Raw genomic sequence first — 15,411 nt, 5'->3', positions numbered from 1 at the left:
CACCCCGAAGTTCGTGTCGCCTGCCGATCCGGCGGCGCGCTGGACGGGCGCGCACGGCGGCCAAGCCTTTTTTGCCTACTCGACAAACTACCTGGTCGACGTCAAGAACGCGATAATCGTCGATGTCGAAGCGACAACGGCGATCCGGCAGGCGGAGGTGTTGGCTGCCAAGCGCATGATTGAGCGCTCGCTCGAACGGTTCGACCTTTACCCCACCCGGCTGCTCGGCGACAGCGGCTATGGCTCGGCCGAGATGCTCGGCTGGTTGGTTTACGAGCACGGGATCGAGCCGCATGTGTGTCATTCGGCGCGCTGTTTGACCCCTTATCGGCGCCGAAGGTTGACCCCGGCCAGTAATAACGAAGTCCTTGGACCCTCGGCGAAAAACCCATCACGTGTGGGGTCAATGTTGCAAGCCGATGGGGGTCAAAGTTCGGCGCTTATTCACAGTCAAGCCCGACTAGTGGCCGAAACTCAATATACGACGGACCCGCGACCTTGCCTTTTCAACCTTGCGATCGACAGCAAGTTGTGTGGTTCGACCCCTTGGGGGTCGAAGATTTCGGTCCGAATAGCTATGCAGTTGATCGTGCGACCGTCGGGCAGAAGAAGACCGGGAGACATCAGCCCTACACGACTTCCCCCTGGATGAATAGTGGTTCAGGGCCGCGTTCATGAGCCGTGCGGGGTGGCTCGGCGGAACCACGGGACATGCCCGGCTGCGCAGCGGCGTTGTCTAAATTAAGTGTGTTGGCACTCCGCTTGTGTTGATGAAAGGCTCTTGGTAGCGAGGATGGGAGCGGTAGACGCCTTCCTTAGGCCTCGTTACCTTGGTCGGCTTACCTCTCGGAAGCGGAATTAGCGGCGCTCTGGCCCTAGGGCAGCCACGGGCCAACACGGGAAGTAGGCAGCAACCGAATTGGAGTGTTATTAATACTCGGGAAGCCCGGCCTTCCGAAGCGCTTGATGATATTTCTGCCAGCCCGATGCATCACGGGTTCCTCGCGCTATCACTTCGAGAGATATCTTAGGTGTAATTCGTAGGGCGAGTTCAACTTGCTTTGTTGCCCGCACGGTATCGCCCATTTCTGCGAGCGCCGCCGCCATGTAAAGGTGATTATCGAGAGAATTTGGGTTTATGTGAAGGCCTCTTCCTGCAGAGGAAATCGCCCTCGTGAAGTCGCCGGCAACAAAATTGCAAAGCGTCTGAGCTGCGAAGAATTGACAAGCCATGGGATCGCGAGGGCTCAATCGAAACGCAATGTCAACTTGTGCCAATCCCTCATTTGGGCGATCCAAACTTGCATAACCTAAGCTTAGCAAAGCGCGTCCCATGGCGAGATTCGGGTTCAGCTCTATTGCCCGCTCAAGCAGACCGACACCCGACGTCACTCGGCCCATAAACCACGATGCGCCGCCCGCGAGAAATAGCGCTGTCGGATCGTCACCTTGCTGCGCAAGTACGGTCTTAATATCGAGCGATGCCTGTCTTGCGTCCTGCTTCCAATCTTCCCCCCATTGCATATAGGCCCGATAACCCAGCCCGAATGCACGAACGCCGTAGGATAGAGCGAAATCAGGGGCCATGGCGATTGCTTGGGTCGCAAGCTCGCCGGCTACGGTCACATTCTCCCGTGTAAACGTAATCAGCGCCATCATTCCACGCGCAACAAGCCCCCACGCATCCAGGCTGCTGGCAGAAAGCCGCCGGGATGAACCTGCCTCAGCGGCCAACACCTCTGGGTGGAGAGCGCCGACGATCCCGCTTGTCACGTCATCTTGTACGGCAAACAAATCGGTAAGCTCCCGATCGAAACGGTCCGCCCACAGTTGGTTTTCTGTTCGAGCTTCCACGAGTTGGGCGGTAACTCGAATTCGATTTGCAGCTTTCCGTACGCTACCTTCCAGGACATAACGGACATCAAGCTGTGCCGCGATTTCTGAAACGCCCATCGACTTGGATTTATAATCGAACGTTGAGCTCTTTGCGATTACGAGGAAGTCCCGGGTACGGGACAAAAGGGTAATAATGTCTTCGGTCATACCGTCTGCAAAATATTCTTGCTCGGGGTCACCACTCATGTTCTGGAACGGCAGCACTGCGATGGACGGCTTGTCGAGAAGTGCAAGCGCCGGAGCGCGGCCCGCAAGCGAACCAGATTGCGCCTTCAAACCAGTCTGGCCACCAAGCTGAACCCGCCACGCACGCATTGGTTCGGCGATGTTTTTCAGCACTTGCGGTCCCATATCATCGAAGATGACATCGACTTTGCCGCGGATCTGCCGTTGAGCGTCGTCCGAGATGCAGACCCCGCCCGGCTCTGCAATGCCCTCGAGCCGCGCGGCGATATTGACGCCGTCTCCGAAAATATCATTGTCGTCGATGATAATATCGCCGACATGAATGCCGATGCGGAAATCGATCCTGACATCTTGTGGCACCTCCGCATTCTTAGCAAACATGTTGCGCTGGACTTCAGCCGCGCAACGGGCAGCATCCACCGCGCTGGCAAATTCAACCAGCATGCCGTCACCAGTTGTCTTGACGATGCGACCTCGATGGGAGCCTATAGCTGGGTCAACGATGGCCTTTCTGGCAGCCTTTAGTCGGGCCAGTGTGCCTTCCTCATCCAAACCCATAAGACGGCTGTAACCGGCGACATCCGCCGCCAGAACCGCTGCTAGACGCCTTTCCACCCGTTCGCCGGTCAAATGCTGCTCCATCGTACCATTGCCGCCCCACATATCAAAGCACGGCCCTCCGGTACCGGCTAGAGCCGACTTCTGAAATGGGTCACAAGCGGCGACCTCGGCGCTACCCGACCTGGTCCGCTCTCAATCAGGAGGCCGACATTCATGCGCTCGGGGCAAAGAACAGCAACGGGCCATGAACCGACATGTCGGGGTCGAATCGACAGCGGTTGTGCAATGACCCCTATACCGCGAATTCGGACAATGAAGCCTGCGCGCGGCGCACGAACATGAGGGCTCCCTGGCGCCTAGCGATGTCGGCGGCGGTTGCGAAGGCCGATCGCGCCTCGGTCTTGTTGCCGCGGTCGAGCGCCAGCAAGCACGCACCACGCAAGCGGTAGATTTCGGGCATGTAGATGCCGACGCCAGCCTCGTCGACTCCTGCGATTGCGCGGTCGAGATGACCGAGCGCGTCCGCCGCCCGACCTGCGGCAAGCAGCACCTCGGCTGCAAGGCCGAGATAATATTGGGGCAGCGGACCGGCCGCCGTGGCCTTGCCGATCTCGGCATCGATCAGCCGTACGGCATCCGCAGCGGCGGCGCCGGTTGCGGTCGCCCATCCGACCAGGATCAAGCTGCTGGCGCGCCATGGCGGTAGGCCGAATTTGTCGGCCAGCGCGGCCGCGCGATGCGCCGCCGCGTACGTTGCGTCGCGGTCTCCCCCGAGCTGATAGCCGATGCCGACGTTGTGTAGCCCGTGCGCAAGACTGTTCGGGTGGTCGAGCATTTCGGCCAGCGCAATACCTTGCATGAAGTGCGACTTTGCCTGTTGTTCGTCGCCCGATAGCCGCAATGAATTGCCGCACTGGATGTGGGCGCAGACGGCGGGATCGTGGCCACCAAAGGTGTCTGCGAGATGACGATGCTGCGTCATGTCGTACAGCGCGATGACGCGCCTGCAGCCGTCCAACGTGCCGCCGACATCGCCGCGAAAATAGGCTGTTGAAAACTGGCAATGATAGGCTTCGAGCAACAACTCGCGATCGCCGGACTGCTGCGCGAGCGACACCAGTTCGCCCGCACGGTCGCGCGCCAGAGTGGTCTTGCGCCTGAGGTTGGCGTTGATCCAGAGCCCCCATTTGGCCTGGAAGGAGGCTGAGCCGTCGCCGAGCTGGTCGCCGATCTCGCTGGCTCTGGTATAGGCTGCTTCGGCCTCGGCGCTTTGCAGGCCGTGCGCGACCACCGATGCTGCGCCGAGCTTGAGCCAGAATTCCAACTGCCGGTGCCGGCCGTCTTGCGGCGACATGGTTTCGGCGAGCCTGAGGCCCGCCGTGAAATGCGCGATCGCCTCCACGTAGGCCGAGCGGCTAACGGATTGGTTGCCAGCGCGCATGCGATAATCGCAAGCAAGAGAGAACTGTCCCGCCTCACCGAAATGATAGGCCAGCAACTCCGGTTCCTTCGCGGCGACGTCGCCAAAACGCTGCTCCAGCGCCAGAGCGATGCGCCCGTGCCATTCGCGGCGGCGCATCAGCAACAGGCTTTCATAGGCGGCGTCGCGCACCAGCGCGTGCTTGAAGTTGAAGCTCCGCTCGAGGCCACGGTCCTCAGGAAAGACAATTCCCGCGGCAACCAGCTTTGCCAGCATGTCTTCCAGTTCGTCGTTGTCTTTACCGGCTACCGCTTCCAGCAAGGCAAAGGTGAATTGCCGGCCGATCACTGCGGCAATTTGGGCCACTTCGCGGGCCCCGCCTAGACGGTCGAGGCGGGCCATCAGCGAGTCCTTCAGCGTCGCAGGCACCGAATCCTCGCCCGCCGATTCCATCACGCTTCGGGTCAGTTCTTCGACGAACAGCGGCACGCCGTCAGTCTTGGCGATGATCGCGGCGATCGTGTCCGCCGTCAGTCCATGCGCGGCAGCGACGCTCGCGACCACCAGCATGCATTCGGGGCGGCCGAGTCGTCCTAGCGTGATCAGCGTGGCGTGTGGCCTTGACAGCCATGGCGGCGTGAAATCCGGTCGCGCCGACACCACGACAAGGAGCCGCGAGCGGGCGATGCTGTCGGCCAATCGCGTCATCAGTTCGATTGTGGTCGCATCGATCCAGTGCGCGTCTTCCAATACGGTCAGCACCGGATCGTTGTCGCTGGTCCGCTTCATGATCTCGACGATCAACGCCAACGTTGCGGCCTTGCGCTGCGCCGGCGGCGCGGCGGGAGCTGCCTCAGTCAGCGGGATCGACAACAGCTCGGCCAACAGCGGCAGCGCAGACGGATCGGTGATGTGCCGCGCGCCAAGAAGCGAGCGGAGTTTCTCGGTGCGAGCATCCGATGGATCGCCAGGCGCAAGGCCGGCAACGCGGTTGAGATATTGGATCACCGGGTAGAGGGCGCTGTCGCTGTGATAGGGAGAGCATTGCAGATTGATGCGCGCATGAGCTTCGGCCGCAAGCTCTTGCTGCAGCGCCTCGATCACGCGCGATTTGCCGATTCCGGCTTCGCCCGTCACGGTCACGATCTGGCCTTCGCCTTGCTGCGCCAGACGCCAGCGTTCGCGCATCAGGCCCGTTTCATGCGCTCGACCAACCAGCGGCAGGCGTTTCGCGCGGATCGCAGCAAATCGGCTTTCGACCGAGGCTTCGCCGCACACGCGCCAAGCTGGCACCGGGCGGGAGAAGCCCTTGAGCTCGTGCACGCCGGTATGGGTGAGTTCGAAAAGGCCGCCCAACAATTTTTGGGTGGACTCGCTGATAATGATGCAGTCTGCATCCGCAAGCGCCTGCAGCCTTGCCGCGAGGTTTGGCGTTTCACCGACGATGGTCCGCTCCTGAGCCGAGCCGGTACCGATGATTTCGCCGACCACGACCAGGCCAGTTGCGATGCCAATCCGCGTCTGCACGCGGGCCCCGTCGGGCAATTCAATTGCACTAACTTCCGATAGAATTCCAATGGCGGCGCGAACCGCGCGTTCCGCCGCATCCTCGAAGGCCCGGGGAAAACCGAAATAGGCCAATACGCCATCGCCCATGAACTTCGCGACGAAACCACCGTAACGTCCAATCGCGCCCGCCACCGCGTCTTGGTACCGCCGGATCAGGCCGCCGAGCAGCTCCGGATCGAGCTTCGCCGAGAGCGCCGTAGAGCCGACCATATCGGCGAACATGACCGAAACCTGCCGCCGCTCGGCATCGCCAGAGCCGGACGCCTCAGCCGGAACTTTGCCGGGCGAAGGAGCCTCCTCCTGGCCGGCAATCGGGGCTGCTGCGGTCTTACCCGCCGCGATCGCCTTCAAAAGCCTGCGGCGATTGCCTAGTGAGAGACCCAATTGCGCGAGATCATCGTCATCGAGGTCGGGGAGAATATCGAGGCCGATGTCATTCGCCTCAAACGCATCGGCGTATTGCTCCAGATTGTGCTCACGCAACCAGTCGCGTAGATCGCTCATGCCATTGATTCCCCCCACACCCGGCTCCCCAAAGGTAGATTGGCACATCTACAGGATCTTGGGGTACAAGACTTTGGGTGCGGGATTTCGAGCGACTGAAGGAACGACCCCTCGCCTTGGGTCACGAACGTCCCTCTCTGCAATAGACGGCGCCTGTCGATTTCCGCTATACCGCCGTTGGATCCGGCTGCGTGGGGCGACAACCTCAAACTGCGGATTCCGCTCGATGTCGCCCGGCATTCCGAGATGATCTCGCCCATCTTTCCGATTTGAAGTCGCCCACCCATTCCGAGATGATGTCGCCCACCGTTCCGGGATGATGTCGCCCGGGTGACGAAGCCTCTTCTGGCTCCCTTAGGGTCCCCCTTTCGGCCTTGCGAAGGGGGCCCTGGATGCCGACGGAGAGGCTTGCGATGCGCCGTGTGCGCGATGTGATCAGGATGAAGGCGGCTGGGCTATAGAGCACCTCTTCAGCAGGGCTAAGTGACTATGGCTTCATTCGGACTCTGTTCTATCATCAGCCGATCGACTTCTTTCGTGCCCAAAGTGAGAGAGTCCGTCGCGCTTTAGCCAAGAAGCCGATTTCGTCGGAACATGAAGCCGGTCGGAGCGAACCTTCTGGCCACCTCGAGCGCGCGGCTTTCGCAACTTTCCAGCGCAATCTTCTGGGAGAGCATGACGTCTCCGATCGGCAGCTCGCCCAACGGCAGGAAACATAGCCCCTGTGTCGGGCGGCCCCGTTTGTCGACCTCGCAGACGTTAGTCATGGCGCCCGCGTAGATCCTGTACTGCTTGCCGGTGTCACAGCCGACGGCCTCGAAATACCCCTTTGCCGCGAACTGGGTCCGTTGCGCCGGCGACAGCCACTCCTGCAGGAGCCGCAGCGAGCGGCCCTCCGGAGTTTTTTCGGCGCCGTGTCGTATGAGGAGAGCCCGGATGGCTCTTTTGCGCGAGCGTTGCCCCGGGCGAAACGGCCTGAATCCCAACATGGCGTGGACCGATCACCCGCCGGTCAGCCGGGGGAAGAAGATGGTTTCTTCCGCGTTCGGGTCGAATGACTGGATATGCGTGACCTGACCCGGACCCGTCCGGACCCCTGCGGTGAAGCCGGCATTGGTTAGCTCGTAGAACCGCCGCTCGACCTTCGCCAAATCTCGTGCGTCGTCGGGATTGAAAAGATGACGGCTGTCGCCGGTACGGTCCATTACGATCTGGATTGCCATGATCGTCCTCCTCGGAATGCTGATGGCCAAGGACCTGATCCATTATCCGGCCGATGCCGCGGAGTTTCAAGAGAAGAAGATGTGATCGCAAAGCTCAACTTGATCAGTCAAAAGGCCTCCGTCGGAGTGATCCGTCGCGGAGTCTATTTGATCAGGCGGGAAAATGAGAAACCGTCACCGCGAGTTGCCGAGCCAGTGCATCAGACAGGATCACATCGAAAGTCTCACTGAGCTTGCGGTAATACCAAATGTCCCGTCGCGCCCACCTTTGAAGCGGCGCCACAATTCGTCGCCGATGTTGCGATACAATATGAAACGGGTCATAGCGATTCCGGGTTGCCGAACACTGCTGGTGGCGATGCAGACGTAAGGGATATTTATACGCCAGATCGGCGGCCTTCAGGGTTCAGAAGCCTCTCGTCGCCCATCGGACCGCCCAAATCGGGCCGATGCCGGACTTCCGACCTGCCAAAAGAGGTTCTCACACAGCCTGGGCCACTTGCATCGTGCCTTGCGCTCGAGCATCTCGTTCTAGCTTACTCTGGCAATCCGGCTTTCCTCAATCCCTCTTCAAATTGCGCAAGGTCATCGGGCCGTCGATGAGGCACCAGGCCGCGTATGCTGGATACTCTGAGCGCGGGATGGACTTGCCGGAGGCGCGCCATTGCCTCGCGCGCCTGTTCGAGGCGCCCGACCATCGCGTTGCTCGCGGCGGCCACGCGCAATCCGGCGGGAAAAACTGGGTTGTATTGCAACGCCATTGCCGCCCACAACGCCGCCTCTTCATAGCGGCCCAGCAAGAAATACGCATATGCCGTTCCAGTTCGCATGCCCGCTATCCGCGAATCCAATGGGTTTAGACGCATGGCATGCGCGAAGCATTTGAGCGCCGGGTCCGGCTCGCAGAGCCAGTTTTTAATCCAACCACTAAAGTGCCACGCCTCAGCTAGGTTGACATTGAGCAAAAGTGCGCGGTCGATCAAGGCGGCACCTTGCTCAAAATCACCAACGATGTAGGCGAAAGCCCAGCCGCTCGCACTGAGTGCGATTGCATCATCTTTGCCCAGCTCGGCTGCCCGTCTAGCGAGCAGCGTTACTCGTACGATCTCTTCCGCGGCACCCGAAAACCAACCAATGCCCTTGCTATACGCGTAGCAAGAGGCAGCACGACCGTACGCGGCCGCAAAATCCGGATCTAGCTCAGTCGCGCTGTTGAATAGCCGCAGAGCGTCGTCGATCGCCTGCCGGTTGGTATCGATCTGATAAAATCTGGCCAATCCACGCAAATAGACCGTATAGGCATCGAGACTATCTGTTGGCTTGCGCTTGGCGCGCTCGATCTCTGCCTTTTCAACCGTCGGGGCGATGGCTCCAACGACGCTCTCAGTTACCCGGTCCTCCAGATCGAAGACGTTTCCGAGCTCGCCCTCAAATCGGTCGGCCCAAAGATGTGCCCCAGTGGCGGCATCTACGAGCTGGCCAGTGATGCGCATGCGGCCCAAAGCTTTTCGGACGCTGCCTTCCAGTACGTAGCGTACCCCAAGTTCGCGCCCGATTTGCTTCACATCGACGAGACGCCCCGTGTACGTGAAACTTGAATTGCGAGCGATCACGAACAACCATCTGAACCGCGAAAGCGCGGTAATCATCTCGTCAACCATCCCGTCCGCGAAGTATTCCTGCTCCGGATCGTCAGACATGTTCTCGAACGGCAGCACGGCGATGGAGGGCCTGTCAGGAACCGCAAGAGCACTCTCGGACGCATCGCCCGGATTCAGGCCGGCAGCCTCTCGCGCCTCCCGCACCTGTCCGACGAAGCGGAAACCCTTTCGAGGCAACGTCTTGATCAGGCGCTGTTCCTCCCCGGAATCGCCGATTGCGCTGCGAGCGACATTCAGCCGAGTGGTCAGCGCAGCATCCGAAACGCTGCGCCCATTCCAAACGGCGTTGATGAGGTCGTCTTTACTGACGACGCGCTCCCTGTTGCGGATCAGATAATCGAGCAGGTCGAACACCTGTGGTGCGATGCGGACGACGTCCGCCCCGCGATACAACTCGCGCCGGGCGAGGTCGAATGCGTAATCCTCGAAGAGATAGCGCAAGATGCGAATCCCCCTGGATGACAGCCCCCGATAATTGGGTAGCGCTTGGGGCTGGCCGGAAATCGCAAGAATAAGCTGCAGGCGTGTAAAATGTAAGCCACCGGTCAAGCCTACCCGCCGCTCTCGCGGCAACCTCGTGCCGGCTATGGCAACAGGGGAACGCTAAAGCCGCCGAAAAGCACCGTCCCATGGAGATTTGAGCTCGACGCACGGCACAACGCGTCTCGCGCGGACATCCGTATTGACCCGGCATGTCTCCAGCTTCATCTGCAAATCTGGGATGCCTTTCGGGAGCGCCGCGAACACGAACCGGACAGGCAGGTTTCCCGCATCCGGCTCTCGGACAAGAGACTTCAAGCCTTCGCCCACGGCATGTCGCGCCCAAGCGCGCCAACAATTGCGCGTTACCTTGTCCTTAAGCGGCGCGGAGCGGATGGACATCCGCACCACCCGCGGAGAGATCGACTACGTCGCCTCGGACCGAGGTATTGACCCGCGAGGCATCGATCGCGCGAATGGCTCCGATGCCTGCCAACGGTAGGCGGCCAGATCGAGCCCACCGACTTCCGACAAGGGTCAAAATGCGGTATTATCGCGCAAGCGCCACAAGCTGGCGGAACCTGAACGCTCCCTAGAAGTTAAATGGTTGCGGTCGTGTTTCGACCCGTGGGGAGGTGAGACCGGATGCATCTGGATCATCATGATGGCATAGACGGTATTGAAATCGCCTTGGTCAGCGCTGTGGTTGTGTCCTTTGCTATGCTTATGGCGAGCGTGGTTTGGCTTATGACTGGCTGACCTCAATACAAGGACGGCCTGATCTTAAATCTCTTCGAGAACCACCTGTTCAAGCTTTAGCGCCGCAACGCGCGCCAGAAAGAAGATTGCCGTAAACGATCCGCGCTTCAGCTTCATGGTGATCCCGGCTTCGGTCTCCTCCTTGAGGCCGTGCTTCTTCAACTGCTTGACCAACTCGGCATAGGTCACGTCGGCTTTCTTCATCTGAGCTTTCAGGAAGGCGCTCGCGCGCTCTCCCCATTCCTTTTCCGCCTTTGACTTCTTCGAGGGCGCATTTTTTAAGTTAGACCAAAAGTTAGAGATGGCTGTTCGCCATTGCCGAGGACATCCCAAAAATACGACAACGATCTATATTGATCGCCGGATTGCCGATGTCGAAACAATCACAATGCTTATCCGTAGAATCTTGTTCGAACTTCATGTGCACATAGATGCGCTCCGCTGGGAGCGCCGCAACAGCCCAGAACTTTAGTCCGCCTTAGTCAATTTGGCGCTGCCAGTATCCAGTGAAGTCCGCTGACTTGCCTCGCTTCAGCGCCAGCGCCGCAATGCGGTTCACCTTATCGCCATTCGAGATGCGGCGGTTGTCTTCACGCCATGAGGAATCCTGCGCGTAGCGAAGCAGGTACGCGCCAGCAAAATGATAGTGGATACCGATCTCCGCACGGCGTAAACGGCTAAAATACTCGTCCGCTTGATTAGTGCACGCGCCATCCAAGGAGTAAGCTTCTTGGTGGTTGATTCGTTTCATTTCAAAACGTTCGTGTAATCCATCCCAAGAAGCGGCTTCGTCGGCATGAACGACAGTCCCTTTCGCAATGCGGGCGCGGATAAAAGCGGCGGCTTGGCTTTCAGAGCCAAACACTGCTGGCACAGAATTGCCGCCGCGCTCACGGACGACGACGACGACCTTCCGTTTCCCATTTTGATTGCGGGCATATCGACGGTCGCGGCGATATTCTTTCTGGTTTGCTGGTTTTACATAACATCCAAAATAGCCGCCATCTACTTCAGCCGTTTTGCCTTCGCCGCCGATGACGCGGCCCTTCAATTCATCCGCCATTGCCTCGCGCAGCTCGTGTAGGAGGACGAAAGCAGACTTATAGGACAGCCCCAGGTCGCGGCTGAGCGCCAGCTGGACTTGCCTTTCACCTCATGCGATGGCCGCCAGATAGCCGCGCAGGGGCAGCTTGTGGCTCGGGTGCCGGACGTGATGGTGAAGTCCTTTTTGCAACCCTTGCAACGGAAGCGCAGGGAGTCGTTCGGCAGCACAGCAGGCTTCGTAAGCCTCTGCGGAACCGCAGCAAGCTCCGCGGCTGCGACGTTGGCACTCAAGGTAGATGACGTCGCGCCCGGCGGTTATGCCGCAGATCGGGCCTCCGTTCGCCAGAAGAAGACTGGTCGGCCGGTCAAGTTTGAGTTGACCGAGTCAACACGACAAGCGATCGACGACTACATGAAGGCAGCCGGTAAGAGGCCCGGAGACTATCTTTTTGTAGGCCGGCGAGGACCAAGTTTCAGTTTAACTACTCGGCAGTACGCCCAGTTGTTGTCCGATTGGATTGCCAATGCTGGGCTCGATCCGCACCTGTTTGGAACACATTCACTGCGTCGAACGAAGGCGGCCATGATCTACCGCAGGGCCGGCAATTTGCGAGCCGTCCAACTTTTGCTGGGCCACACAAAAATTGAGAGTACCGTTAGATATTTGGGCATTGAGGTTGATGACGCGCTTGCCATAGCGGAACAGATTGACGTCTGAAATAATTGGGCAGAGCGGACATGCTCTGCCCGTTCCTTTTTGAAGCCTTCGGACCATACCGGAAGTCAGTCGGTATTCGATCACCTCGTCAGCGCCGGCGATCACGCTCGAGAAAGTGCGAAACCGCGGTGCTCAATCGGCAAGTCAGGCCGACATCACGACAAAGCCAGCGCGTGGGAAATGCACACAGACCTCTCCGACCGCGGGATCGCTGCGTCGGATCACGATCTCATGGACGCCCGAGGCGACCAACTGGCCGACGACCGGGTCGCGTCCAGTGTCATCCGGCGTGACGGTCACTGTCTGACCAGGTTTCCGGCCGATCGGATCTCGTGGATCGGGGATTACGCTGGCGATCGACGTAGCGTCCCTCGCCGCATCGAGCGCTTTTTTCGAGGTCATTGGGCTCCGCCTGCCGTGGCCGATTGCGGCAATGCGCTCGGTCCAATTCAGCAGGCTCGGAAAGCCGTCGAGCGGCGCCGCCAGTGGTCCGAATTTTTGCTGCAAGAACCAAAGCGGATGGTAGGCGGCGAGATCGGCAAGGCTGGGGGCAGAGCCCTGAAGAAATGAGCGCCCGTCAGTCAGCATCTGATCCAGCCAATCGAAATGCGCGCGCAACTGATCGAGCGAGTTCGGTACTGCCGCCTTCATCGCGGCGGGATCGATATTTCGGCCGGAGAATTTGGCCCGGTCTTCGAGAAATCCCTTGGGCAACGCATCGGGTCTCTTCGCGAACGCGATGCTCGCAGCCGGGCTGAACGTTGTCTTCTCGGCCCACCAGGCAAGCGCATCGGCTGCACCGTGGCCGGCGGGATAAAAGCTCGGGGTAGGATGGCGGCGCTCGAGTTCGCGCATGATCAACTGGCTATCGCAATAGATGTCTGCGCCGATCTGCAACACGGGCGTCTTGCGGTAGCCTCCGGTCAGCGCCGTCAGGTCGGGTTTTGGCATGATGACGGGGATTTCCACCGATGCCCAGGCCAAGCCCTTCAGACCAAGACCGAGCCGAACTTTCTCCGAATAGGGAGAGGTCTCGTAATGATGCAGGATGATATCGGTCATCGAGACGGCCCTCGGCCACGGTCCCGCCCCCACAAGAGAATGATCGTCCTCAACTTGAGCCCAACCCGAGGGCAGACCGCTTGTTCCTATTGTTCCAAAGTGCACATAGCAAATCCTGCTAAGTTTACGTCCGTTCAAATGTCGACAGCGTCCCGGCTCGCACTCGGGCACCGAGCCCCTGCAGTCAACACGTCTCAATAGAATGTCGGTTGAGGATCACGAACGTCGCTCTCTGAAATAGACGGCGCCTGTCGATTTCCGCTATACCGCCGTTGGACCGAGGTCGTTTGGCAGTGCACTAAACGCGATGGGCACTGCACGGACATCGCTCAATCGTCCTCCGTCGGTCCGATTGCCGATTGGTTGCGGCCGCCCCTCACTCCATCGTTATAGCGTGGTCACTGTCTGCCAGTGCTCCGTGGAGCGCGGCGAAAGTCGGCGCTGCCGGGGTTGAGATTCGGTGCGGCGGCTCTTTAAATTAAGCGTTCGGTTCCACAAGCAGCGCCCTATTGTCTCCCCCAAACTCAGAAGTTATTTTCTGGAGGTCTTTTTGTGCACGGATTGAGACCCATGCCTGACGGACCACGTCCAATGCGAATTTTTAATGTCACGTCTTTTGATGCCGAAATGATCGCGCGATCCTACGAGACGGTGCAGCGTTCATGCGAGCTATTGCGTCGAACACAGCATCTGACCCGCTACCTCCTCGAGCGGCAGCACGATCCCCTTTTCTCGATCGACGCCCCGGAAGACGAACCTCAGCATTGAAGTGGTTTTAGGCGCTCCTATCCGCTATAATCGGTCCATCGCCGGCTGAGGCTCTGCCGTAGGCGTCGGTGACTGAGAGACCGGGTCGCGCTCCCGCCTGCAAACCAGGGGAGCATAGCCATGCAGCGGCCGCCGGAATTTTTCCAGGTTTCGGAAAATGCAAGGGTGCGAGAAGAGGCGAAGCTTCTGAGAATTCGCGATCACCTCGACGCTATGCGCGCGGTGCTCGCCGCCAACCCCAAGCCGGACACATTCGCGGGCAGAAAAACCCAAAAACCGTTTCCACAGGAGGACGGCCTAATCGCGTCTTTCGAATGCCCCCCGCAGCGCTGGGATTTTTGTTTGTGGCCTGACGTCGAAACAGCGAAAGACTGAGCGTTCCACGTGCTGTCCGTCTTAGCCACCGCGACTGGCGCTGCAGGGTTTCCTTGTTGGAAAGGGCAAATGGCTACGGCCCCTTGACCTATGTGATTGCGGAGACTTCCCCACTGACCCAGATTGCGGGCATGTCACCGTCTGAGATGCGGCAGCTTGCCGAAACGTATGAGGTGATGGCCGGATGGGCTGACCAGACCAACCGGACGAACCGTCATTTGATAGCGGAGAACTGGAGGAAGATTGCCCGCCAGCTTGAGGCTCTTGAACGATCAGCCGCCTACCGGATGATCCGTCGCGCCGCTCATCCTCACCCGCCCGCCATTCTTCGCGTGGTGTCCTAATCCTTCGTTCCGATTGTTTGTCCAGGAACAGCGACGGCCAAATGTCGATGTCAGAGCGGGGCTTTCTGGACGATCAACTTGTCCTCAACCGCACACAAGAGGAGCTTACGCAGGGGCGGATGCTCGTTGGTGCCCACTGCACTCCGGAAACGAAAGCGCGCGACGGAGTCGTGATGCCATTTCGGAGGCCGTAGACACGGCTAAGCCAAAGATCACCCTGGCGAGATGCGCCAGTCGGCCCGCGGTCTGCTGGTCTACTACTCCGACCATCGCTGCAGCCATTCCGTCGAGCTGCCGCCGGGCAAGGTCGATCAGTGGCCGGATCGCGTGCGCCTCTCCGATCTCGAACCCCACTTCATCGGCGCGAGATAGCGCCGATCTATAGAGAAATAGGCTGGCGTCCCAAAGAAAAGGCCCCAGCGAGGGGGTTACACGCTGAGGCCAAGTCGTCATGTCATCACGAGAGGTAGGACTTTCAGCCGATCAGCAGCCGACTTACGCTGATGATGAGCGCGACAAATAACAGCAGCGAAGCTGAGAAAGTGTCAAACGCCATCCGGAACTGCCCCCTTTGCGTCATGAAGAACTGCCCCCACCCTCGGGTTCATGATGTTGGTTGAAGGTTGGCTCCGCCGCTGACGGGACGGAGGGAGGCGGAGCCGACCGGAGGGCCGTCAGCGGCGGGCGGCTTGATGAGGCCGCTCTTGCGCTTGGCGCGGAGCCGGTAGCTGTCGCCGCGGATGGTCAGCACGTGGCTGTGATGCAAGAGCCGGTCGAGGATCGCGGTGGCGACCACCGGGTCGGCGAACACGGTGCCCCATTCGGCAACGCTGCGGTTCGA

At 59.7% G+C, this 15,411-nt stretch carries 13 protein-coding genes and 1 pseudogene; 5 read left to right on the top strand and 9 right to left on the bottom strand.

Annotated elements, in window-relative coordinates; genetic code table 11:
* A pseudogene (locus tag J6525_RS43920) lies at positions 1-298 on the top strand (transposase); the annotation flags it as partial.
* Positions 299-930: 632 nt separating this feature from the next.
* On the opposite strand, the gene J6525_RS43915 reads toward J6525_RS43920, so the two are convergent.
* The 7 genes from J6525_RS43915 to J6525_RS43885 all read right to left on the bottom strand — a co-directional run bounded on the left by J6525_RS43915 (position 931) and on the right by J6525_RS43885 (position 11,394).
* Positions 931-2,712: an adenylate/guanylate cyclase domain-containing protein gene (locus J6525_RS43915; protein WP_225649304.1), complete on the bottom strand. Its 1,782-nt coding sequence runs from the start codon at positions 2,710-2,712 to the stop codon at positions 931-933.
* 223 nt (positions 2,713-2,935) lie between these two features.
* Complete coding sequence (locus J6525_RS43910) at positions 2,936-6,136, bottom strand: AAA family ATPase (RefSeq protein WP_225649303.1); 3,201 nt, start codon at positions 6,134-6,136, stop codon at positions 2,936-2,938.
* 566 nt (positions 6,137-6,702) lie between these two features.
* The gene (locus J6525_RS43905) at positions 6,703-7,125 is read right to left on the bottom strand and encodes a hypothetical protein (protein ID WP_092090432.1); all 423 of its coding nucleotides are present in this window, start codon (positions 7,123-7,125) and stop codon (positions 6,703-6,705) included.
* A 12-nt stretch (positions 7,126-7,137) separates the two neighbouring features.
* Positions 7,138-7,359 (bottom strand): hypothetical protein, encoded by a 222-nt coding sequence (locus tag J6525_RS43900; protein WP_092090433.1) that lies wholly within the window; start codon positions 7,357-7,359, stop codon positions 7,138-7,140.
* A gap of 536 nt (positions 7,360-7,895) precedes the next feature.
* Positions 7,896-9,461 carry a winged helix-turn-helix domain-containing tetratricopeptide repeat protein gene (locus J6525_RS43895; RefSeq protein WP_225649302.1) on the bottom strand — a complete coding sequence of 522 codons (1,566 nt, stop codon included), beginning with the start codon at positions 9,459-9,461 and terminating at the stop codon, positions 7,896-7,898.
* Between the two features lie 822 nt (positions 9,462-10,283).
* Positions 10,284-10,592 (bottom strand): DUF6471 domain-containing protein, encoded by a 309-nt coding sequence (locus tag J6525_RS47165; protein WP_225649301.1) that lies wholly within the window; start codon positions 10,590-10,592, stop codon positions 10,284-10,286.
* A 145-nt stretch (positions 10,593-10,737) separates the two neighbouring features.
* The gene (locus J6525_RS43885) at positions 10,738-11,394 is read right to left on the bottom strand and encodes an IS1595 family transposase (protein WP_283848689.1); all 657 of its coding nucleotides are present in this window, start codon (positions 11,392-11,394) and stop codon (positions 10,738-10,740) included.
* 78 nt (positions 11,395-11,472) lie between these two features.
* On the opposite strand from J6525_RS43885, the gene J6525_RS43880 reads away from it, so the two are divergent.
* Positions 11,473-12,021: a tyrosine-type recombinase/integrase gene (locus J6525_RS43880; protein WP_225649305.1), complete on the top strand. Its 549-nt coding sequence runs from the start codon at positions 11,473-11,475 to the stop codon at positions 12,019-12,021.
* A gap of 144 nt (positions 12,022-12,165) precedes the next feature.
* Here J6525_RS43880 and J6525_RS43875 read toward each other — a convergent pair whose 3' ends face one another.
* On the bottom strand, positions 12,166-13,083 hold the full coding sequence (locus J6525_RS43875; protein WP_092090441.1) for a glutathione S-transferase family protein: 918 nt from the start codon (positions 13,081-13,083) through the stop codon (positions 12,166-12,168).
* 888 nt (positions 13,084-13,971) lie between these two features.
* Between J6525_RS43875 and J6525_RS43870 the strand changes: the two genes are divergently transcribed.
* The 3 genes from J6525_RS43870 to J6525_RS43860 all read left to right on the top strand — a co-directional run bounded on the left by J6525_RS43870 (position 13,972) and on the right by J6525_RS43860 (position 14,942).
* The gene (locus J6525_RS43870; protein WP_225649300.1) at positions 13,972-14,226 is read left to right on the top strand and encodes a hypothetical protein; all 255 of its coding nucleotides are present in this window, start codon (positions 13,972-13,974) and stop codon (positions 14,224-14,226) included.
* An 83-nt stretch (positions 14,227-14,309) separates the two neighbouring features.
* On the top strand, positions 14,310-14,570 hold the full coding sequence (locus tag J6525_RS43865) for a hypothetical protein (RefSeq protein ID WP_225649299.1): 261 nt from the start codon (positions 14,310-14,312) through the stop codon (positions 14,568-14,570).
* Between the two features lie 225 nt (positions 14,571-14,795).
* Positions 14,796-14,942, top strand: coding sequence for a hypothetical protein (locus J6525_RS43860; RefSeq protein WP_225649298.1), 147 nt, complete (start codon positions 14,796-14,798; stop codon positions 14,940-14,942).
* 232 nt (positions 14,943-15,174) lie between these two features.
* Here the strand turns inward: J6525_RS43860 and J6525_RS43855 are convergent.
* Positions 15,175-15,411 (bottom strand): ATP-binding protein (locus J6525_RS43855; RefSeq protein WP_225648657.1); only part of this gene is annotated, 237 nt, incomplete at its 5' end.

The organism is Bradyrhizobium australafricanum, assembly GCF_020329495.1.
Taxonomy (GTDB): Bacteria; Pseudomonadota; Alphaproteobacteria; order Rhizobiales; family Xanthobacteraceae; genus Bradyrhizobium; species Bradyrhizobium australafricanum.
The sequence above is the reverse complement of the archived record's forward strand: the minus strand, read 5'-3'. Positions and strand labels throughout refer to the sequence as shown.